Origin of the sequence: Pectobacterium aroidearum, from assembly GCF_015689195.1 — a bacterium.
GTDB lineage: Bacteria > Pseudomonadota > Gammaproteobacteria > Enterobacterales > Enterobacteriaceae > Pectobacterium > Pectobacterium aroidearum.
The window spans coordinates 1,525,650-1,545,705 of sequence record NZ_CP065044.1; the positions used below are offsets into that span (position 1 = coordinate 1,525,650).

Sequence of the window (20,056 nt, forward strand, 5' to 3'; positions counted from 1 at the left end):
GTCAACGTGTTGAATTCGGTTTGCGGCTTACTTAAACGCTTTGATGGAAGGCAGGACGTTGCCTTTGCAGTCGAACAGCGCCTGATTTTCTCGCGCGTTGCCTTCCTTCCATTCGTCATTGTTGTATTTCATACCTGCTTTCGTGGCCCAGGTTGCGCCGGGGGTAGGCAGCCAGATGGGCTCCCAATAGAAGATGCCTTTGCCGCGCTGATTGGGGACGTTGATGATGCTTTGCATCAGGTCGTGCAGGTAGTTGGCCTGACCCTGAACGGAGGCTGGATAGCCGCCCGCATCCAACTCTTTTTGCTGGAAGCTGTTTTCCGCGTTATCGCAGTTTTCCAGCGTATAGGCATAGGCGGCTTCGACCACGATGATGTCTTTATTGTAGCGTTTGGTCACGTCGTTCATGTTGTACTGCAACGCGCTGATGGGGCCGTTCCAGTAGGTGTAGAACGAGGCACCGATGACATCGAACGGAACATTGCGTTTGACGATTTCATCGAACCACCAGATAAAGGTGTCGTTTTTGGTGCCTTCTGCCAGATGCAGCATGATTTTGACGTTGTTCGAACCTTGTACGTCCTTAACACCCTGAATACCGGCTTTCAGCAGCGCCGCGAGGCGATCGAACTCGCCGCCACCCTGGCCCCAGCTTTTTCCTTCCGGCCAAAGCATGCCGCCGTTCAGTTCGTTACCGATTTGCACCATATCCGGCATGATGCCCGCTTTCTGGAATTCGCTAATCGTGGCTTTAGTGAAATCATGTACGGCCGTGGTGAGCTTTGCCATGTCTAGGCCAGACCAGGCTTTAGGCTTGTTTTGGTGAGCCGGATCGGTCCAGAAATCGCTGTAGTGGAAATCCAGCAGCACTTTCATGCCGTTCGCTTTGGCGCGTTTAGCCAGCGCCAGCGTGGTGGCCAGATCGTTGTTACCGCCGCCGTAGGCGTTGCCCGCTGCATCTTTCGGATCGTTCCAGATGCGCAGGCGAATATAGTTAATCCCATTCTCTTTCAGAATCAGCATGGCGTCTTTCTGTTTGCCATTCTCGTCATAAAATTTTCCGCCGTGCTTTTCCACCTCATTCAGCATGGAAATATCCGCGCCTTTAATGAAGTCGGCAGGGACGTTCGTCAACTTATTGATCGTCACATTCTCTGCGGCATACAGGGTTTGCGGCAGGGAGAAGGTCAACAGGCCAGTTGCCAGCATGGCGGCCATCAGTACGCGTTTTTTCATTTTCATTTTACGTTCCTGGAATTAGGTACAGATGTTGAATGATTACCCTTTGGTTCCGCCTGACGTCAGGCCGGAGACAAAGTACTTTTGCAATGAAAGATAAAGAATGGCGACCGGCACCGCGATCAGCACGGCTCCCGCGGCATAGGTGGTGTAGCTGGCCCCCATTTTCTGCGCGACCAGGTTGTACAGCCCGATGGGAAGCGTGTACTGATCCGGCGTACGCAGAATGGTGCTGGAGAGAATGAAATCGCCCAGCGGACCGGTAAACGAGAACAGGGCAATCACTGCGATGATCGGTTTGGACAGCGGCATAATGATCTCGATGAAGATGCGGAAATTGCCTGCGCCGTCCATACGCGCGGACTCATCCAGATCCTTCGGAATAGCATCGAGATAGCCTTTCATCAGATAGGTGTTCATCGGGATCATGCCGCCGACGTAAACCAGCACCAGCGCAATATGGCTGTTCACCAGCCCCAGCATCTGTGCCAGCACGAAGATGGCGATCAGCGCGGAGAACTGCGGGATCATCTGCAACAGCAGAAACAGCATCAGCCCGTTCTGGCGGCCGCGAAAGCGGAAGCGAGAGAACGAATACGCGGTGAAACTGACGCTGATGAGCGTCAGAATCATGGTCAGGAAGCTGATTTTCATCGAATTCCAGTACCAGGCGGCGTAGTCAATCTGGCCGTTAAACAGCTCCTCATAGTGAATAAAGGAGAAGTTATCCGGGATGATTGAGGTGTTGAGCAGGCTGCTGCCGGGATTCAACGACGCGCCTACCGTCCAGATCAGCGGATAAATAATGATGATGGCCACTATCGTCAGCAGCAGGTAGGTCAGGCCGAGTTTGATAAAATTCTGGCGTTTAACGCTGTGTTTTTTCATCTGCGCGCTTTCCTAGGCCATGTTGTCTTGTTTAAAGGAATTGGTGGCGCGGAACTGCCACAGCGCGATTCCCACGACAAAGATCGACAGCAGAATGGTGATACTGGCCGCGATCGCATATTGGGAAGAAGACATGGTCAGCTTATAAATCCAGGACACCAGAATATCCGTCCCGCCTGCGTTGGAACCGATGACCGCCGGTCCCCCGTTGTTGAACAGATAGATGATGTTGAAATTATTAAAGTTGAACGTGTACTGCGTGATGATGATCGGCGCAATGGAGTAGAGCACCAGCGGCAGCGTAATAGTGGTCAGCTTGTACCAACTGCTGGCTCCGTCAATCGTCGCGGCTTCGTACAAGTCGTCAGGAATAGCCTGCAGTACGCCAGTCGTCATGGCGAACACAAACGGGAAACCTAACCACGTTTGCATCAGAATCAGCGCGGTCTTGGTCCAGAACGGATCGGTCATCCACGCCTTAGGCTCAATCCCGAGCGCGGCCAGAATGCCGTTATTAATCACGCCAAACGTTTCGTTAAACATCCCCGCGAAGACCAGAATGGTGACAAAGCCCGGTACTGCCCACGGCAGGATCAGGATGGTGCGAATTAGCGGTTTGAAACGCAGTCCTTTTTGGTTCACCAGAATCGCCAGCAGGATGCCCACCGCACACTGGAGCGTGGTCGCAATCAGCGTCCAAATGACCGTCCATTGTAGTACGTCAAAGAACGTTGATCGCCAGAGGTCGAGCCGGAAGATGTTGATAAAGTTCTTCATTCCCACCCAGTCGACCAGCTTGGCAGGCGGCGTGTGGTAGAGGTCGTAATTGGTAAAGGCGATAGAGAAACCGAAAATAATCGGGAACACCACAACAAATACCAGCAGGATAAAGCCGGGCGTGATCATCAGATAAGGGAAGCCTTCGCTCAGCAGCATCTGATATTGCTTCTTCACGCTGTTCAGCGGCAGGCCTTTATCACGTCTGGTGCCGCACACATAGGCATCGCGCAGGCTGCAATAGTAAACGCCGATGCCGAAGGCGGCGACGATCAGACTGATAATGCCTTTTGCCAGCAGAAAAATAGAGTGATCGCGCGGCAGCTCGGTGCCCAGCGTAATCAGCCCCCACGTGCCGTCCCGCAGGAAATCATGGAATACGCTGATAAAGCAGACCATGACGATAAAGAAAAACGCGCCTTTGACGATCTGGCGGTTATAAATCTGCCCAAGGCCGGGGACGAGCGCCAGCAATAGCGCTGTTCTGGCATGGCGACGTCCTCTCTCTTGTGGCGCAAGGCCGCTGGCGTTGACGGTCACATCTACCTCCATTTTCTTAAAAACATGGGTATCCCCATACCCCAAAATTTATTCGGAGAGAAACAAGGGGAGCCCATGTTGACGCACGGTGATGCGGTTGTTTACTGGTTACTGTGGTTGGCTTCGATCTGCATTTTTATGACTTTCACGGCGGATTCCAGCGCTGCTTTGGTGTCCTGTTTGCCCGTCACGCTTAGTTGCAGCGCGCTGTTGGCTGGCGTCCAGACTTCCTGCATTTCCGGTACGCTCGGCATAGGGACGGCATAACCAGACTGGATTGCAACAGCACGGGATTTTTCGTCATCTTTAATCAGCGGATCGTCAACCAGTGCGGCGATCGGTGGGATTTCACCGGTCAACTGGAAGCGAACTTTGGCGTATTCCGGCTGATTGATGAACTCAATGAATTTTTGTGCCAGCTCTTTGTTTTTGGAGTAGGTGGAAATGCTGTAGCCTTTCACACCCAGCAGTGAACGTGGATGCTCGCCGTTTGGCAGCAGCGGCAGTGGCGCCACGCCGTAATTTACGCCAGCGTTCTTGTAGGGTTGGAATGCCCACGGGCCGGTAATCACCGCTGCGGCTTTTTTCTCGGTAAACAGGGAATCGATGGCGTTAGCGCCGGTTTCGCCGACGATGCCCGGTGGGAACAGGCCATCAGCGTAGAATTTCTTGATGTAGTTCACGGTATCGATGGTGGCTTGTTTATCCAGACCGATGTCTTTGACATTCGGTGAACCGTTGCTGTTCTGGCCGAAAATGTAGCCACCCATCCCGGCTATGACGCCATAGGCGTAATAAATCTCGTCAAATTTCGCCAGCAGACCGTAGCGACCTTCGGCTCGTTGCTGCTTGGAGAAGGTAAACAGATCGTCAAATTTTTCCGGCGGCTGTGGCATCAGGTCTTTGTTGTACACCAGCACGGTGGTTTCAACGGCTTTTGGCACGCCATACAGCTTACCGTTATAGGTTTGCGCTTCCAGTGCGGGTTTGGTGAAACTCGACAGGAACGTCTGATCCAGTTTCAGTTCGCTAATCAATCCTTGAACCACGGCGGTGCCAACCTGATCGTGTGGCATCACAATCACATCCGGGCCGATACCTGCCGGGCCGTCCAGACGGAGTTTCTCAATTTGCTGAGCGTAAGGTGTTTCCAGCACTTTGATTTTGACATTATTTTGTTTTTCAAAGGCTTTGATCGCATCGGCGATGCCGTCAGATTTCTTGATATCTTCCCATACCAGAAGCTCTTTGTCGGCCGCCAGCGCTGATTTGCTGAGTACGCCGGTGATACCCAGTGAAATCATAATGACGGTGGTCAGTGTTTTCATTTTCATCATTAGTCCTCAAAGCCCTGGTGGGCCCATCATGGTAAGAAATCGTCGCGTACTGTTCTCTTTTGCCATTTTTGCCGCCTCTATGCGGTGTTGGTGTAACGTTACACTGCACGGCAATACAAAACAGGAAACGAGGCATCTGACGGTACGCGTTTTCTGGTTATCGTCTCTGTATAGCGGTTGGCGCTTTATTGCGCGTTTTCCACAATGTAGGGTAACGGTTACACCAGTTGCGATTACATTAAGCAGAGTGCGCCACGTCTGCCAGCGAAACATGTAAAGGCTGTGATCTCATGCACAAAAGTAACCCCCTGTTTGTGCAAACGGTTACACCATGCTGTTATATTGGGATTATGACCAGCGTGCAGGTCAGCCTGGCCGGATGCGGACGCATCTGGAAGGGCTGCCGAGCCATTTTGAGTCGACGGGTTCCAGGCCATCGCGACTCAACGCTTATATCCTGAAAATCAAAATTATCAAGAGGTTACCGTTATGGCGTCTATCCAGTTGGATAAAGTTAGTAAGCATTTTGGCAAAACGATTACGCTTCACGATGTGAATCTGACGATTGCAGATGGAGAGTTCGCTGTTTTTGTCGGGCCGTCTGGCTGTGGTAAGTCGACGTTGCTGAGAATGATTGCCGGGCTGGAAGATGTCACGGGCGGTGAAATCATGATTGATGATGCTGTGGTAAATGATGTTGCTCCCGCTCACCGCGGTGTAGCCATGGTGTTTCAATCTTATGCGCTCTATCCGCACATGACCGTCGCTGAGAATATGGGTTATGGCCTGCGCGTGAATGGCGTACCGAAAGACCAGATTAAGCACCAGATCGAGATGGTGGCGAAGACGCTGCAACTGTCTCATCTGCTTGAGCGCAAGCCGAAAGAGCTATCCGGCGGTCAGCGCCAGCGTGTGGCGATCGGGCGTGCTATCGTGCGTAACCCGAAAGTGTTCCTGTTTGATGAACCGCTGTCTAATCTGGATGCCGAGCTGCGTGTGGATATGCGGCTACACATTGCCAAGCTGCATCAGGAACTGAAAACGACCATGATCTACGTGACGCACGATCAGGTTGAGGCGATGACGCTGGCGGATAAAATCGTGGTTATGAACTACGGCAAAGTCGAGCAAGTTGGATCGCCGATGGAGCTTTATTATCAACCGGTGAACCAGTTTGTTGCGGGCTTTATCGGCTCGCCAAAAATGAACTTCCTGCCTGCGCAAGTCATCGACTGGACGCCGGATAGCCTGACGGTAAATGTTGCCGAGCAGCTACAGCTTGAGCTGCCGATTCGTACCAGTGAGCTGAGTGCTGGCAGTACGATAACGTTGGGACTACGGCCGGAACACGTTTCACCGGAAGGCGAGGGGATTCGGCTGTCATTCGGCTGTGAGGTCGTCGAACGTTTAGGCAACAGCACCTATCTGTTCGGTCAATGCTGCGGTATTGATAACTTCAAACTGCTGCTGGCAGGCGACAGCGCCTTCAAGCCGTATGAACATATTGAGGTGTTCTTCTCGCCTGATAACTGTCTGGTGTTTAACGCCGATGGTTTGCGCATCAGCGCCTAGTTAAGCGACGACATCGCTGGATCTCAATAGCCAAAATCCCCTACCAAACATAAACAGCGCCCTTATCGGGCGCTCATCCTGTGCACTGATAAAATCATCTTTCTCTCAATATTTCGCTGTTTTGGGCTTCTCTGGCGTAAAAAATTGCGCTGAGGTGGGCGTGACTGCCGGGTGAGCGGCATGGACGCCGCGAAAGGCAGTGCCGCGTCTGGAGCGCGTCACTGGCGGCCCGAATAGCGGTCACGAACGCCGAAGGTATCGCGTAGCGGCGTAATTAGCGCCGAAAAGCCAGTGGTCAAGGCGCTGCGGCGCTTGAGCGCGCCTTGTCGGGCGTGTGGTGAAATCACAGATTAGATAGATAGTTGACACGCACGAAACTTTCGTACTATCACACATAAAGCAGTGAGAATTTTATAGCGGATATTATCCGCAACGGAAAAAGGCTCTCCGAAGAAAGCCTTTTGGGAAATACCCGACGGGAATGATGAGCCCGCCGGGCTGAGGGTTAGTGCGGTATTACCACCAGGCTTCTGCCTGAATACCGAAGTTCATGGTGTTGTCTTTCCTGTTGCTGTTGAATGACTTATTTTCACCATCATTCAGATAGGAAACATAAAAACGCAATTCAGGACGTGACAGCATAGGAATATCGGCAGAAAATGCGTGTGCGATAGTATATTTTTGACCGCTGGATTTGTTCTTATTACCATCCAACGCTGTTTCAGTTGAACGGAATGTTCCCATCTCTAAATATGTTTTCTGATTTTTTGTCCAGGCATATTGGCCACGAGCAACGGCTGACATCAGATCTTTATCTTTGTTGTTAATGGATATTTTATCAGCTTTTCCGTAAGTTAAAACATGGCTGATTGTAATTTGATCGGTTAGAGGGATATCACCTGTTTGGATAATACGATAACCCGTTGCGTTAGTATTATAATTCCACACGTCGTACCATCCCCCCCCTTGTGAGATCATATTCTGGGCGAGGCCTTTATCTGCATATTGTAGAACTAATTTTTGGCTGGCTTTCCAGCTTGAGAAATAATGGCTAAGTTCCGCAGTTGCCATGATGCCATTTTTAGCATCATAAAGTTTGTTTTCTGCGGACAGAATTTCTTTCTGGGCATCGGTTGGATTTGGCATGGCATAGGTTAATCCAAATTCTGTCCATGCACCATTCCATGGTTTCCAGCCCGCATAGCGCGCATCAAGATAGTTAATATTCAGATCTTCTACTTGGTTTTTCCAGGTGGTGATTTTATTATTCCAGGGATCTCTACCGACTTCGATTTCATTCCACTTATTTGTTGCCATGCTTTTACCATCACCACGAATCCAGGCAAAAGAGAAGGCTCCGTCACCTGCCTTGACATTTTCAATCCCTGCACCAGAACCTGATATATTATAATATTTTGTATCAATAATATGGATATCACGTCTCTGGTAATAGCGTTTCCCTGCCCAAACAACAGCATCTGGCATGTTTGGCACAAAGCCTTTTGCCTGAAGATTTAGCTGGCGTAGGCCGAATTCGGCATCGTCATCTTTCGTGGTTTCATTATCGTTAGAGCCGTTCGACATCATGGAAATCATGCTGTCAAAGTAAAACGTTTTCCCATTTTCGTTATACAGCTGCTGCCCTAACTGGATTTCGCCGTAGGTGTCATCTTCGTTACCTAATCGTCCTACTAGGTTTTTATTTGCCGTTTGCTGTTTTCCATCGGTTGATACGCCCACGCCAGAACGGAAGTATCCTGAAAAATCAACGGAATAAGAAGGGGTTGCCAGCATTGCCAAACTCAGCGCAATGGATGTCGTCAGCAGTTTTCTTTTCATAATATACCTTTCGCTTATTCGGGTAAGAATGTGGATGTTCCAAATAACATGACGTGAACGGAGGTAAAACGCTTCCACTCATGGCGAAGGATTATGGGGGAATAAAACGGGGCGTGACATGATTGTTCTCACAAAATACAAAAGAGTTACACCAAAATTTACACTGAATTAACGATGTTACAGGCTGTGCTTTGCATATTTATTAGTCTTATTGTGATGTTATTCGCTAGGTAATGATGTGTAACTGGTTACACATCTTGCCGGTATGCCTCAAATGCAGCATAAAATTTTTTTATAGCAGAATCGGAAACGTTGCATAAAAGATGTGACGCGATGCGGAGTAGGAAACGTTTCTGGAAAAGAGAGAAAGGATCCCTGAGGAAGATAAATCGAAAACAAGGGGGGATTCAGCAGCCTTATTTGCCTGATGCGAATGATACGGCATCAGGCAAGCGGCGTTGATAAGAGGTGACTACTTCTTACGGGCTGGGGGGCTGACAGAATGGCGGCGTACCAGCGTCGGGCTAAACATATTCGTGGTTTCGCTAAGCTGTTTGCCGTGGGATAACGCGATGGCTAATTCTGCCGCCTGAATGGCCATCGCGGAAACCGGATAGTGCACGGTTGTCAGGCGAGGGCGAAGGTAACGGGCGATCAATACGTCATCAAACCCGACCACTGACATATCCTGCGGTACGCTGATGCTGTTGTCGCTTAGGACGGAAAGGGCGCCAGCAGCCATGGAATCGTTGTAGCACACCACCGCCGTCATATTGCCGCCCCGGCTCAGGAGCTCCATCATGGCAGACTCGCCGCCCACTTCGTCCGGCGATGCGCGCGCAATGAGGCGCTCATCCCGTGGGATGCCGTGCTCTTGCAGCGCATCCATATAACCTTGCAGGCGATCGGCGGAGTCGGAAATTTGGTGATTAGAACAGAGGAAACCGATCTTCTGGTGCCCTTCCTGAATTAAATGACGGGTTGCCAGCCAGGAACCATAGCGGTCATCGAGCGCAACACAGCGGCTTTCATAGCCGGGTAAGGTACGGTTGATAAGCACCATATCAGGAATATGGCTCATCAAGGCGGCCAGTTCTTCATCCGACAGCATTTTGGCATGCACGATCAGCCCCGCACAGCGGTGGCGAATCAACTGCTCAATGGCTTTCTTTTCCTGCTCGGCATTGTGATAGCCGTTGCCAATCAGCAGGAAGTTGCCGGTTGCCTGGGCAATTTGTTCGACAGATTTAACCATCGTCCCAAAAAAGGGATCGGATACATCCGCAACGACCAGCCCCATGGTTTCTGCACTCTGGTGCGCGAGTGCTCTGGCATTGGCGTTCGGATGATATTGCAACTCCGCCATGGCCTTGTGTACGGCTTCCCTTGAGGCGGTACTGGCTTTGGGCGAATTATTGATTACGCGCGAAACCGTAGCGACTGATACACCTGATAGACGAGCAACATCCTTTATTGTGGCCATTGGCATTCCTGAACGGTCAAATGCGCTGTGAGGCGAACCGCAGCCTAACGCAGAAGTTAAAAGAAAAAATCGATTACTTATATTTATAAATGTACAGGTTTTTGGGGGATGTTACCTATCCGACCTCCTTTCCTTTTTGATCCAGACCGTACTTATGTGATCGCTATCAACAATCATCGGTCATTTCTCTCTTCCAAAATACCATCCTGAGGTTTAAATTTAGGGTAACCGATTACACTAATATGGTGGCTAAAAGATAGCTGGCTATCGGTGTTCGGCATTATCACAGCTATTTTATCCATGACATATAGTGAAAATGATTACATTCAGAGGTTTTTCTGGCGGCGTTTACTGGCTGGCTGGATGCCTCTTCCAGGCCGCTGACGGGCTGTTAGCGCCATACAATTGGCCGCGTATGGCGACGCCGTGTACCGAATTTGTGTTTTGTATTGAGGAATAGCTTATGCAGTTTGAGCCAACTGAACATCCGCATCGTCGTTTTAACCCGCTGAAGGGCGAGTGGATTCTGGTTTCTCCGCATCGCGCAAAGCGCCCCTGGCAGGGCCAGCAGGATGAACCGGATCGTTCCACGCCGCCGTCTTACGATCCAACCTGTTACCTATGTGCGGGCAACAAACGCATTACTGGCGACATCAATCCGCACTACCAGGGCACCTTTGTTTTTACGAATGACTTTTCGGCACTGATGGAGGATACGCCGGATGCGCCGTCGGGCGACGACGAGCTTTTCCGCGTTCAGCAAGCCCGTGGCGTTAGTCGCGTCATCTGTTTTTCTCCCGATCACAGTAAAAGCCTGCCGCAGCTTTCGCTGCCAGCGTTGAAAGCGGTGATTGATACGTGGAGCGATCAGACCGAGGAACTGGGCAAGCGGTATCCGTGGGTTCAGGTTTTTGAGAATAAAGGAACGATGATGGGGTGCTCGAATCCCCATCCGCACGGACAGGTTTGGGCGAACGATTTTCTGCCGAACGAGGTACAGCGTGAGGACGATCAGCAGCGAGCCTATTTCTCCCGTCACGGTTCGCCGTTGCTGCTGGACTACGTTCGCCGCGAACAGGCTGACGGCTCGCGCATCGTGGTGGAAACGGATCACTGGTTAGCGGTGGTCCCTTATTGGGCGTCGTGGCCGTTTGAAACGCTGGTGTTGCCCAAGTTCGTCGTACAGCGGTTACCGCAGTTGAATGATGTTCAGCGTGACGATCTGGCTCTGCTCCTGAAAAAGCTGACCAGCCGTTATGACAACCTGTTCCAGTGTTCATTCCCCTATTCAATGGGGTGGCACGGTGCGCCATTTAAAGGTGACGACGTGGCGCACTGGCAACTGCATGCCCATTTTTATCCCCCGTTGTTACGTTCTGCCAGCGTACGCAAATTTATGGTCGGCTATGAAATGCTGGCTGAGGCACAGCGTGATCTGACGGCAGAGCAGGCCGCTGAACGTTTACGCAGCGTAAGTGATATCCATTTTCGTGAGCAAATTTGAGGTCATTTTATGAGCCGTATTGATTCTCTACGTCAGTTAACCGAGTCTGTTTTTGTCCGATTATTTGGCTATGCGCCGCATGCCGCTATTCAGGCACCCGGTCGGGTTAACCTGATTGGCGAGCACACCGACTATAACGATGGGTTTGTCTTGCCGTGTGCTATTGATTACCAGACTGTGGTCAGTGCGGCGGTGCGTCAGGACGGCATCGTGCGGGTGGTGGCGGTGGATTTTGACAACCAGCAGGATGAGTTCGATCTTGCTAAAGCAATCGAGCCTCACCCGGAATACACCTGGGCCAACTATATCCGTGGCACGGTGAAATTTTTGCTGGCGCGCGGCCTACCGCTCAGCGGCATGGACATGGTCGTGTCCGGCAACGTGCCTTCTGGTGCAGGGCTAAGCTCATCGGCCTCGCTGGAAGTGGCGATCGGGCAGACGTTCAAAGAGCTGAATAATCTGGACATCAGCCAGTTGGATGTGGCGCTAAACGGACAGCAGGCAGAAAACGATTTTGTCGGCTGTAGCTGCGGCATTATGGATCAGTTTATTTCCGCCCAGGGACGTGCAGGTCAGGCGATGTTGATCGACTGCCGCACTCTGGAAGGGCGTGCCGTGCGTATGCTCGACGGCATTGACGTTCTGATCGTGAATTCCAATGTGCGTCGTGGGCTGGTGGACAGCGAGTACAATACGCGCCGCCAGCAGTGTGAAGCGGCAGCGCGTCACTTTAACGTCAAGGCGCTGCGTGATGTTTCCCTGTCGCAGTTTGAAGCGGGAATCGCGGGTCTGGATCCGGTGGCGGTTCGCCGTGCGCGCCACGTGATTACCGAGAACCGCCGCACGTTGGAAGCGGCCGATGCACTGGCGCGTCAGGATGCGCATCGTTTGTTTACGCTGATGGCGGAATCGCATGTCTCTATGCGGGATGATTTTGAAATTACCGTGCCGCCGATCGATACGTTGGTCGCGTTAATTCAGGATTATGTCGGCGAGCGGGGCGGTGTCCGTATGACTGGCGGCGGTTTTGGTGGCTGTATTGTCGCCCTTATCCCTTCGGCGCTGACTGACGAGGTCAAACAGGTGATTGAACGTGAATATCCGGCGCGTACCGGGCTTCAGCCGTCCATCTATCTGTGTCAGGCATCCGGCGGTGCGGGTCGCTTGAACTAAGTTCTGGCAGGAAATCGCGAGTAAAAAGGGCTTTGATGAAAGCCCTTTTTATATTGCCTGTGTTTTACATGACCTATGTTTAAGGCAGCAGGAACAGCGTTGCCAGCCCAAGGAAGATAAAGAAACCGCCGGTATCGGTGATGGCGGTGATCATGACGCTGGAGCCGACGGCCGGATCGCGGCCGAGTTTCATCATGATAAGCGGGATAGCGACCCCCATTAGCGCCGCGAGCAGTAAATTCAGCAGAATCGCCAGCATCATCACGCCCCCCATAGCGGCACTACCGTAAAGCAGGAAGGTGACCACACCCATAATCGTGCCCCATATCACCCCGTTGACCAGCGCGACGCCGAGTTCTTTGAGCAGCAGGTACGATTTTTTACCGTGTTCTAACTGATGCAGCGCCAGCGCACGAACAATCATGGTGATCGTCTGATTGCCGGTATTTCCGCCGATTCCGGCCACGATCGGCATGAGCGTCGCTAGCGCGACTAAATGAGATAAGGTGTGCTCAAACAGGCCGATGACCCGCGAGGCAATGAGCGCCGTACAGAGATTGACGGCCAGCCATGCCCAACGATTGCGGAAGGATTTATACACGGGAGCATAAACATCTTCGGAGGGCGTTAACCCCCCTGAGCGCCGCAGATTACTGTCGCTTTCCCGGTTCACGACGTCGAGGATATCCTCAATTGTCAGGCGCCCCATGAGTTTTCCTTTGCTATCGACCACGGCGCTGGAAATTAAATCGTAACGTTCAAAAGCCCCGGCGGCTTCTTCAACTTTATCTTCAGGCTGAAACCTCAGCGGCTGATCGTCCATGACGTCATTAACCCGTGTCTGAGGTGCGTGGAGCAGAATACTGGCCAGAGACAGCTCACCGATCAGCGTGTTCTTGCGATCGGTAACGAACAGTTTGTCGGTCGATTCGGGGATGACTTTGCGGTAGCGCAGATAGCGCTGTACGGCTGCAAGCGTGACGTCAGCGCGCACGGTGATGAGTTTGAAATCCATCATGTGCCCGAGGCAGTCTTCATCATAATTGATGGCGGCACGGAGCTGCGCGCGCTGCTTTGGCTCAAGCGAGGTCAGTATTCTGCCCAGCAGGTGGCGAGGAACGAGACGAGAGAGCTGGGCCTGTTCATCAACATCCAAGATCCGAACGGCTCTCAGGATTTCTTTATCCTGCATATCGCCGATCAGGTCGTCGGAAATACTGTCAGAAGCCTCAATCAACACACGGCCGCGTTTTTCTATGGGGATCAACCGCCAGAGCGCCAGACGTTCATCCTGCGGTAAAGACTCCAGTAAATCGGCAAGGTCAGCGGCATGCAGCCCAATGATAAGCTCGCTGATTTCTGCGGTTTGGTCGAGCAGGATGCTTTTTTCACGTAGCCTGATTTTGCTACTTAATACGTCGCTGTCGCTTAACGATGCGCCATCGCGTTCCGTAACGCGCGGCTGCCGGTTGATAATGTCTTCAACCAGTTCCTTGTTTTCCAACAGCAGAAGGGAGATGCGGCGCCGGAGGTCGGTAAGTTTTTTTACACTCGACATAATGTTTTATGCTCGATCTGTTTTTTATCCGTGTTTTATTAAACGTAGCGCAAAATCAGTAGATTAAGAATAGGATTACTGACGAATCGCAGTCTGAAAAGCAGGGCGGATGAGGCGCTGGCATATTTTTTTATAGTGATTTTTATCTAACGAATTATTAAATCGTTTGCTATTTAGTTTTTGGCGGCATATAGTCAGTTCCAGAAACGTAACAAACACCGATGGCAGAGACGATGAACGACAACGCTTACAAACTGGATGGACAGCTGTGCTTCGCACTGTATTCCGCCAATCTGGCGATGAATAAACTGTATCGCCGTTTGCTGTCTGACTTGAACCTGACCTATCCCCAATATCTGGTCATGCTGGTGCTGTGGGAGCGTGATGGCTTGACGGTGTCTGAGCTGGGTGAGCGGCTATATTTGGATTCCGCCACGCTGACGCCACTGCTCAAGCGGTTACAAAGCGCTGGCTTAGTGGTGCGTAACCGTGGAACAGAAGATGAGCGTCAGGTGTTGATCGGGTTGACCGAGGCTGGCCGGGCGCTTCAGCAACAGGCGCGAGCGATTCCTGAAAGCGTATTTTGCGCGACCGAATGCCAGCTCGAACAGTTGCAGACGATCAAAAAAGATTTGGAAACGCTGCGTAAAAGCTTGATCGGGAATCTATAACAGGTGAGCGTTTGCCTGATGTATCGCAATACCGGTTAGACAGCATCGTGTCTTTAACCCTTTATTATTAAGTGATTTATTTTAAGTAACTTATTTTAAGTGTTTATATAGTGAGCGATTTAATTTTTCGCTATTAAATTAAGATATCAGCAGTATCTCACTGCTTTAGGTCATTCCTTAACGATCTGGAGTCACATTATGTCTATTGAAAAAGTATTATACGTTGCTCATGCTCAAGCCACTGGCGGTCGTGATGGTCGCGCGGTGTCTTCCGATAACGCGGTTGATATTAAATTGACGACCCCACGTGAGCTGGGTGGTGCCGGCGGTGAAGGGACGAACCCAGAGCAGCTGTTCGCCGCTGGCTATTCTGCCTGTTTCCTGGGTGCGATGAAGTTTGTCGGTGCGCGTGAGAAAATCGCTGTACCTGCTAATACCACGGTAAACGGCAGCGTGGGTATCGGTGCCATCCCTACCGGGTTTGGTATTGAAGTCGAGCTGAAAATTTCTCTGCCGGGTCTGGATCGTGCTGTGGCTGAAGATCTGGTGCAGAAAGCCCATATCGTTTGCCCATACTCCAATGCAACGCGCGGCAACATCGATGTGACTCTGACGATTGTCTAAGTCCTGCTAGCAAGTACAGTGTCGATCAATGAAAAATTGACTAATGAAAACGGTGGCTGCGAAGATTCGCACTGCCGTTTTTTTATTTGTACGGCCTAGTCAGAATGGACAGTGAGGCAGGCGTGAATAACAGGCACAAGAAAACGAAGCTAATAAGCCTGATGCAGAAAAAACAGAATATAAGGAAAAGTAACCGGTTGGTTAGGCGCTACTCTTTCTGATTGACGAGTACGTTGGCAGGAAGCAGTAATTGTTCAGCACGCTGTTGCTGTTTGTCTTGATGGTGACCAAACGCGGTGATGGTGGAGTAGGCAAAGCGGCCTAAAAGAATAATGAAGCTGATGAGTAAAACGGCACGAGCAATCCGAGAGCCACTTCGTCGTGGACGTATCGATAATCGTCGTTTGTGGGTAAGCGTGGACATTACCAGTTAATCCTCTGTGAAAGCGAACATTCGCTGTTGTTTATTTAGGCACAAGCAGTAGGAGAGGTCAATCTGCCGACGTGAAAAAGATGATGGCTAATGCGGTTTCCGCACGTTCGGTGCAAAGAAAGCGGGGCGAAGGAATAAACGCGAAAAAAGGGAATATAAACGGGCTGAGAACGTGGCCAAAAACCCGCTCAAAAACGGATAAGCGGGTTGTGTGGTACCAGGGAGTTACGCCGTGGTATTGACGTTACGCCCAATCGCCGGGTTTGCTGGCAGAGGTGGTAATGCCTTCAAAATGCCGGAAACGACAGCTTCTTGATTATCGATCGCTTTTTTCACCATAAGTGCGCTGGCCTCACTGCTGGTACGCATAGTACTGAGGTCGCTCGCGAATGATGAAATTTGTGATACATCCATTTTACTCTCCTTAACACTGAGTTGGATCCATATCCGGCATGAAAAGGAAGCGCACCTTTTCGCCGAGACTGCATGATGTTGGCAAAATTCTCGCCAGCCATCATTTTGGTATCGGCCCCATCCCTGTAAACTTTACGTCAACCGGGCCTCATCAGCCAGCCCGGTTGAGCAGTTTTTCGTCACTTTATTGTTCGGGAAACGCTCGAATTACCTGACAACATTTCCATCAATCAGGCTTTTTCTTCCTCAACCATCAGCTTCCAACCGGTGACGTCCTGCCAATATTCCTGTTCTCGTTCCAAATCGAGCTGTACCAGCGTGTTATTGGTAAAGAAGTCGTGCGGGAACGTCAGCGTCCAGTAATTATCATCGGTATGCAGCCGTAAGGATTCCGGCGTTGTCGTCGCCTGACGCTGGTTGTTCAACAGCGTGGCAAGGCGTAAAAGTTGCACCAGTGGCAAATACTGTTTCTTTTTGAACAGGTTCAACCGCGGCAACTCTTCCAACTTGATCGCTTTACGGTGCAGCCGCACGATCATCGACAGCACGAGCTGCTGTTCCTGATTGAAGCCGGGCAGGTTGGTATTTTGCAGAATGTAGGCGGAATGGCGGTGCATGCCGCTGTGGTTAATGCCCAATCCGACCTCATGTAACATGGAAGCCCAGTTTAAGATGGCCTCAAGCTGTGGATGCACCAGATTAGGGTTTTGCTCAGCCCATTGTGCATAAAGCTGCTGCGTGGTTTCCCGCACGCGTCGCGCCTGTTCGCGGTCGATATTGTAATGGGTTGCCAGACTCTGTGCGGTACGGATGCGAATATCCTGATGACGGAAACGGCCTTCCATTTCGTACAGCACGCCTTCGCGCAGTGCACCATCGGACAGGCGTAACTCTTTGATCGCCAGCGCATCGAAAATCCCACAGAGAATAGCCAGGCCGGGCACCAGCACCGACTGGCGATCTTCGGACAGACCCGGCAGGCTCAGCGACTTGAAGTGCTTAAACTGCAAGATCTGTGTGCGTAGCATTTCCAGCCGTTCGGGGGTAATAAGGCCGTCTTTCTCTCCCATCTCCACGAGAATTTCGTGCGTGGCTTTGATCGTTCCAGACGCGCCGAGGGCGAATTTCCACCCGTATATACGGTATTCCCAGGACAGCGTCTCCAGCTTTTGCGCCGCGGCCAGCCGTGCGCGTTTGAAGTTGACTTCGCTAATCTCACCGTTCGGGAAAAATTGCTGTGCAAAGCTGACGCAACCCATACGACGGCTTTCCACCAGCATCGGCTCGAAATCCTCACCGATAACCAGCTCTGTAGAACCGCCGCCGATATCGATGACCAACTTACGGCCTTTTTCCGGCTGCGTGTGCTCCACGCCCATAAAGATCAGACGGGCTTCTTCGTGGCCGGAAATGATTTCTATCGGATAGGGGATGATATCCGCCGCGCGGCGCAAAAAGTCCTGCGCGTTGACCGCCTGACGCAGTGCGTGCGTTCCGACGATGGACACATTCACGGCGGGGAAGCCTTGCAGACGTTCAGCAAACAGTGCCAGACAGCTCAGGCCGCGTTGAATGGCCTCTTCGCTGAGCACATTCTTGTTGTCCAGGCCGTCGGCCAGATGGACACGCTGCTTTAAACGCCCCAATACCTGAAGCGCACCGTTTACCACGCGTGCGATCACCATGTGAAAACTATTGGAACCCAGGTCGATGGCGGCGAATTCTTGCGGCTTCATCTCGGTTTTTTCATTGTTCGTTAACGGCATTATTCAGGCTTATCTCCAGGTTGCTCCAACGCCTTGATGTAGTCGTAAATGGCATTTTGCGCGCGTACTTTACGCTTGTTGCCGCGTGATACATAGCGGTTGCTCGATTCTTTATCAACGATACGGGCTTTCACCGTATCGCTGAACAGGATATCCAGCGTTTCCAGCACGCGGTTCTTCAACGTGGGGTCGAGAATTTCCACTGCGACTTCAATACGATAATCAATGTTGCGTGTCATCCAGTCTGCGGAAGAAAGGTAGACTTTCTTGTCCCCGCCGTTGTTGAAGACATACACCCGATCGTGTTCCAGATAGCGGTCAAGAATACTGATAACCTGAATATTTTCACTGATCCCCGGCAAATTAGGGATCAGTGAGCACATACCGCGCACCAGCAGATTAATTTTCACGCCCGCAGAGGAAGCCTGATACAGCTTTTCTGCCAGCCCTTTATCCACCAGATTATTTACCTTAAGCGTAATGCCTGCATCACGATTCGTCAGCGCGTTCTCGATCTCGGTATCGATCAGTTGGTAGAGCTTGTCGCGGGAGTTTTGCGGCGACACCAGCAAGTGCTCGAAGCTGACCGGACGGTAAGGGTTTTCAATGAAGTTGAAGACGCGACGCACTTCGTTGGTAATACGTTCATCGGCGGTCAGCAGCGAGTAGTCCGTATACAGGCGAGCGGTTTTCTCGTTGAAGTTACCAGTACCGATGTGTGCGTAACGCACGATGTTTTCCCCTTCGCGGCGGGAAATCAGGAACAGTTTGGCGTGAATTTTCAACCCAGGTACCGAGAAAATTACGTGCACGCCGGCTTCTGTCAGGCGCTTGGCCCAATGGATGTTTGCTTCTTCGTCGAAGCGCGCCTGTAGTTCGACCACAACCGTCACTTTCTTACCGTTGTGCGCCGCATGAATCATCGAATTAATAATGCGCGAGTCTTTGGCGACGCGGTAAATATTAATTTTGATGGATAGCACACTGGGGTCGAAAGAGGCTTGCCTCAACAATTCCAGCACATGTTCAAAGGTGTGGTACGGATAATAGAGCAGGATGTCACGTTCGCGGATGGCATCAAACCCGTTGCGGAAATGATTAAATCCGGTATGTCTCAAGCGCGGCAACGGTTTATTGACCAGATTGGCGCGTCCGACGTTCGGGAAAGAGATAAAGTCTTTGAAATTATGGTAACGCCCGCCAGGGATGACGGAATCGTAGGAAGAGATACCCAGTTTATCAAGTAGCATGGCGACCATCGCGTCCGGCATGTCGCGCTGATAAACGAATCTCACCGGCTCGGCGGTTAAGCGCTGCTTCAGGCTGGAAGACATCAGCTCCAGCAGGCTGGATTCCATTTCCGTAACCAGATCGTATTCTGCATCGCGCGTCATCTTCATGGAATACGCGTTCAGTGCATCATAATCAAAGAAGCCCTTGAAGATATCATCCAGACAGTAACGCAGAATGTTATCGATGAGGATCATGGTCTTACGACGGCGTGGTGCTTCCGCTGGCAGATTGACGAAGCGTGGTATTTTATCCGAAGGAATTTCCAGCAGCGCGTAGCTGATCTCATCGCCACGAATAATCTCGACGGCAAGGTAGGTATAGTTATCCTTCAAGAACTCCACCAGATCGGTTTCGTCAAAGATCAGTATTGGCGTGATGTGCGGGCGCAGATATTGCCGGAAGTAATCTCTCAGCCACTCTTGCTGATTAGGGGAAACCTGACGTTCATTGACCAGAAAAATCTGGTTACGCGCCATCTCCAGCAGCAGTTCGTTGTACAGGCTGTCAAAGATTTGATCGGTTTTGAGAACACGAGCCTGAATTTTGCCTAAAAGATGTCGTAAATTGCCGTCCAGACCTTGTTCTTCATTAATCAGAATGCGTCTTTTCAAATCGGCAAAACGGACTTTATAAAATTCATCAAGGTTGCTGGAGTAGATGCCCAGAAAGCGCATGCGTTCGATTAACGGATTACTTTTATCTGCTGCTTCCTGAAGTACTCGTTCATTAAAGGATAACCAACTTAATTCTTTCTCTATGTAGAGTTTGTCCTGACCCATTGTCACTCCGCTCAACTCATGTACTGAAGGTTCATCCAATATTCATACCCTTCCTCTGTGGAGATAGGGTACAACAACATTATGGCGTGTTGATGACGATAAAATCTAATTCATAGACAGACTTACCATTGTCATATTATGGGCGTAAAGGCAACATATGCTACCC

Annotated in this window: 16 protein-coding genes; 5 read left to right on the plus strand and 11 right to left on the minus strand. The window is 51.0% G+C overall.

Going from position 1 to position 20,056, the window contains the following annotated elements:
* Positions 1-27 precede the first annotated feature (27 nt).
* The 4 genes from I2D83_RS06805 to I2D83_RS06820 all read right to left on the minus strand — a co-directional run bounded on the left by I2D83_RS06805 (position 28) and on the right by I2D83_RS06820 (position 4,778).
* Positions 28-1,242: a glycoside hydrolase family 53 protein gene (locus I2D83_RS06805; protein WP_181829075.1), complete on the minus strand. Its 1,215-nt coding sequence runs from the start codon at positions 1,240-1,242 to the stop codon at positions 28-30.
* A gap of 36 nt (positions 1,243-1,278) precedes the next feature.
* Positions 1,279-2,127, minus strand: a complete 849-nt coding sequence (locus tag I2D83_RS06810; protein WP_180779758.1) for a sugar ABC transporter permease — start codon at positions 2,125-2,127, stop codon at positions 1,279-1,281.
* 12 nt (positions 2,128-2,139) lie between these two features.
* Positions 2,140-3,456 (minus strand): carbohydrate ABC transporter permease, encoded by a 1,317-nt coding sequence (locus tag I2D83_RS06815; RefSeq protein ID WP_180779757.1) that lies wholly within the window; start codon positions 3,454-3,456, stop codon positions 2,140-2,142.
* A gap of 89 nt (positions 3,457-3,545) precedes the next feature.
* Entirely contained in the window at positions 3,546-4,778 is a 1,233-nt protein-coding gene (locus tag I2D83_RS06820) for an extracellular solute-binding protein (RefSeq protein ID WP_205948148.1), read from the minus strand.
* Between the two features lie 492 nt (positions 4,779-5,270).
* Between I2D83_RS06820 and I2D83_RS06825 the strand changes: the two genes are divergently transcribed.
* Positions 5,271-6,353 carry an ABC transporter ATP-binding protein gene (locus I2D83_RS06825; protein WP_181845653.1) on the plus strand — a complete coding sequence of 361 codons (1,083 nt, stop codon included), beginning with the start codon at positions 5,271-5,273 and terminating at the stop codon, positions 6,351-6,353.
* 516 nt (positions 6,354-6,869) lie between these two features.
* Here the strand turns inward: I2D83_RS06825 and I2D83_RS06830 are convergent.
* Both I2D83_RS06830 and galR read right to left on the minus strand, forming a co-directional pair.
* Complete coding sequence (locus tag I2D83_RS06830; protein WP_205947761.1) at positions 6,870-8,192, minus strand: maltoporin; 1,323 nt, start codon at positions 8,190-8,192, stop codon at positions 6,870-6,872.
* Positions 8,193-8,664: 472 nt separating this feature from the next.
* On the minus strand, positions 8,665-9,675 hold the full coding sequence (gene galR / locus I2D83_RS06835; RefSeq protein ID WP_015841133.1) for an HTH-type transcriptional regulator GalR: 1,011 nt from the start codon (positions 9,673-9,675) through the stop codon (positions 8,665-8,667).
* Positions 9,676-10,138: 463 nt separating this feature from the next.
* Between galR and galT the strand changes: the two genes are divergently transcribed.
* Together galT and galK are read left to right on the plus strand one after the other, a co-directional pair.
* Positions 10,139-11,179, plus strand: a complete 1,041-nt coding sequence (galT, locus tag I2D83_RS06840; RefSeq protein ID WP_181848624.1) for a galactose-1-phosphate uridylyltransferase — start codon at positions 10,139-10,141, stop codon at positions 11,177-11,179.
* Positions 11,180-11,188: 9 nt separating this feature from the next.
* Positions 11,189-12,352, plus strand: coding sequence for a galactokinase (gene galK, locus I2D83_RS06845; protein ID WP_205947762.1), 1,164 nt, complete (start codon positions 11,189-11,191; stop codon positions 12,350-12,352).
* A 79-nt stretch (positions 12,353-12,431) separates the two neighbouring features.
* Here galK and mgtE read toward each other — a convergent pair whose 3' ends face one another.
* The gene (gene mgtE / locus I2D83_RS06850; protein ID WP_205947763.1) at positions 12,432-13,910 is read right to left on the minus strand and encodes a magnesium transporter; all 1,479 of its coding nucleotides are present in this window, start codon (positions 13,908-13,910) and stop codon (positions 12,432-12,434) included.
* 221 nt (positions 13,911-14,131) lie between these two features.
* Here mgtE and I2D83_RS06855 point away from each other — a divergent pair, with 221 nt between their 5' ends.
* A complete protein-coding gene (locus tag I2D83_RS06855) occupies positions 14,132-14,581 on the plus strand; it encodes a MarR family winged helix-turn-helix transcriptional regulator (protein WP_180779751.1) in 450 nt (149 codons plus the stop codon).
* A gap of 198 nt (positions 14,582-14,779) precedes the next feature.
* A complete protein-coding gene (locus tag I2D83_RS06860; protein WP_180779750.1) occupies positions 14,780-15,205 on the plus strand; it encodes an organic hydroperoxide resistance protein in 426 nt (141 codons plus the stop codon).
* A 208-nt stretch (positions 15,206-15,413) separates the two neighbouring features.
* Here the strand turns inward: I2D83_RS06860 and I2D83_RS06865 are convergent, their stop codons facing one another.
* From I2D83_RS06865 to ppk1, 4 genes are all read right to left on the minus strand, one after another.
* Entirely contained in the window at positions 15,414-15,629 is a 216-nt protein-coding gene (locus I2D83_RS06865; protein WP_010300967.1) for a YfgG family protein, read from the minus strand.
* Positions 15,630-15,863: 234 nt separating this feature from the next.
* The gene (locus I2D83_RS06870; RefSeq protein ID WP_015841126.1) at positions 15,864-16,052 is read right to left on the minus strand and encodes a YjfB family protein; all 189 of its coding nucleotides are present in this window, start codon (positions 16,050-16,052) and stop codon (positions 15,864-15,866) included.
* A gap of 230 nt (positions 16,053-16,282) precedes the next feature.
* Positions 16,283-17,818 (minus strand): exopolyphosphatase, encoded by a 1,536-nt coding sequence (gene ppx, locus I2D83_RS06875; RefSeq protein ID WP_015841125.1) that lies wholly within the window; start codon positions 17,816-17,818, stop codon positions 16,283-16,285.
* Positions 17,818-19,890: a polyphosphate kinase 1 gene (ppk1, locus tag I2D83_RS06880; RefSeq protein WP_205947764.1), complete on the minus strand. Its 2,073-nt coding sequence runs from the start codon at positions 19,888-19,890 to the stop codon at positions 17,818-17,820. Before ppk1 ends, ppx begins: the two co-directional genes overlap by 1 nt.
* Positions 19,891-20,056 lie beyond the last annotated feature (166 nt).

Excerpts from the sequence above, each read along its gene's own strand:
- ppk1 (WP_205947764.1), bottom strand. The coding sequence starts at position 19,890 with ATGGGTCAGGACAAACTCTACATAGAGAAAGAATTAAGTTGGTTATCC.
- I2D83_RS06820 (WP_205948148.1), bottom strand. The coding sequence starts at position 4,778 with ATGAAAATGAAAACACTGACCACCGTCATTATGATTTCACTGGGTATC.
- galK (WP_205947762.1), top strand. The coding sequence starts at position 11,189 with ATGAGCCGTATTGATTCTCTACGTCAGTTAACCGAGTCTGTTTTTGTC.
- I2D83_RS06860 (WP_180779750.1), top strand. The coding sequence starts at position 14,780 with ATGTCTATTGAAAAAGTATTATACGTTGCTCATGCTCAAGCCACTGGC.
- I2D83_RS06805 (WP_181829075.1), bottom strand. The coding sequence starts at position 1,242 with ATGAAAATGAAAAAACGCGTACTGATGGCCGCCATGCTGGCAACTGGC.
- I2D83_RS06870 (WP_015841126.1), bottom strand. The coding sequence starts at position 16,052 with ATGGATGTATCACAAATTTCATCATTCGCGAGCGACCTCAGTACTATG.
- I2D83_RS06815 (WP_180779757.1), bottom strand. The coding sequence starts at position 3,456 with ATGGAGGTAGATGTGACCGTCAACGCCAGCGGCCTTGCGCCACAAGAG.
- mgtE (WP_205947763.1), bottom strand. The coding sequence starts at position 13,910 with ATGTCGAGTGTAAAAAAACTTACCGACCTCCGGCGCCGCATCTCCCTT.
- galT (WP_181848624.1), top strand. The coding sequence starts at position 10,139 with ATGCAGTTTGAGCCAACTGAACATCCGCATCGTCGTTTTAACCCGCTG.
- ppx (WP_015841125.1), bottom strand. The coding sequence starts at position 17,818 with ATGCCGTTAACGAACAATGAAAAAACCGAGATGAAGCCGCAAGAATTC.
- I2D83_RS06810 (WP_180779758.1), bottom strand. The coding sequence starts at position 2,127 with ATGAAAAAACACAGCGTTAAACGCCAGAATTTTATCAAACTCGGCCTG.
- I2D83_RS06830 (WP_205947761.1), bottom strand. The coding sequence starts at position 8,192 with ATGAAAAGAAAACTGCTGACGACATCCATTGCGCTGAGTTTGGCAATG.
- I2D83_RS06855 (WP_180779751.1), top strand. The coding sequence starts at position 14,132 with ATGGCAGAGACGATGAACGACAACGCTTACAAACTGGATGGACAGCTG.
- I2D83_RS06825 (WP_181845653.1), top strand. The coding sequence starts at position 5,271 with ATGGCGTCTATCCAGTTGGATAAAGTTAGTAAGCATTTTGGCAAAACG.
- galR (WP_015841133.1), bottom strand. The coding sequence starts at position 9,675 with ATGGCCACAATAAAGGATGTTGCTCGTCTATCAGGTGTATCAGTCGCT.
- I2D83_RS06865 (WP_010300967.1), bottom strand. The coding sequence starts at position 15,629 with ATGTCCACGCTTACCCACAAACGACGATTATCGATACGTCCACGACGA.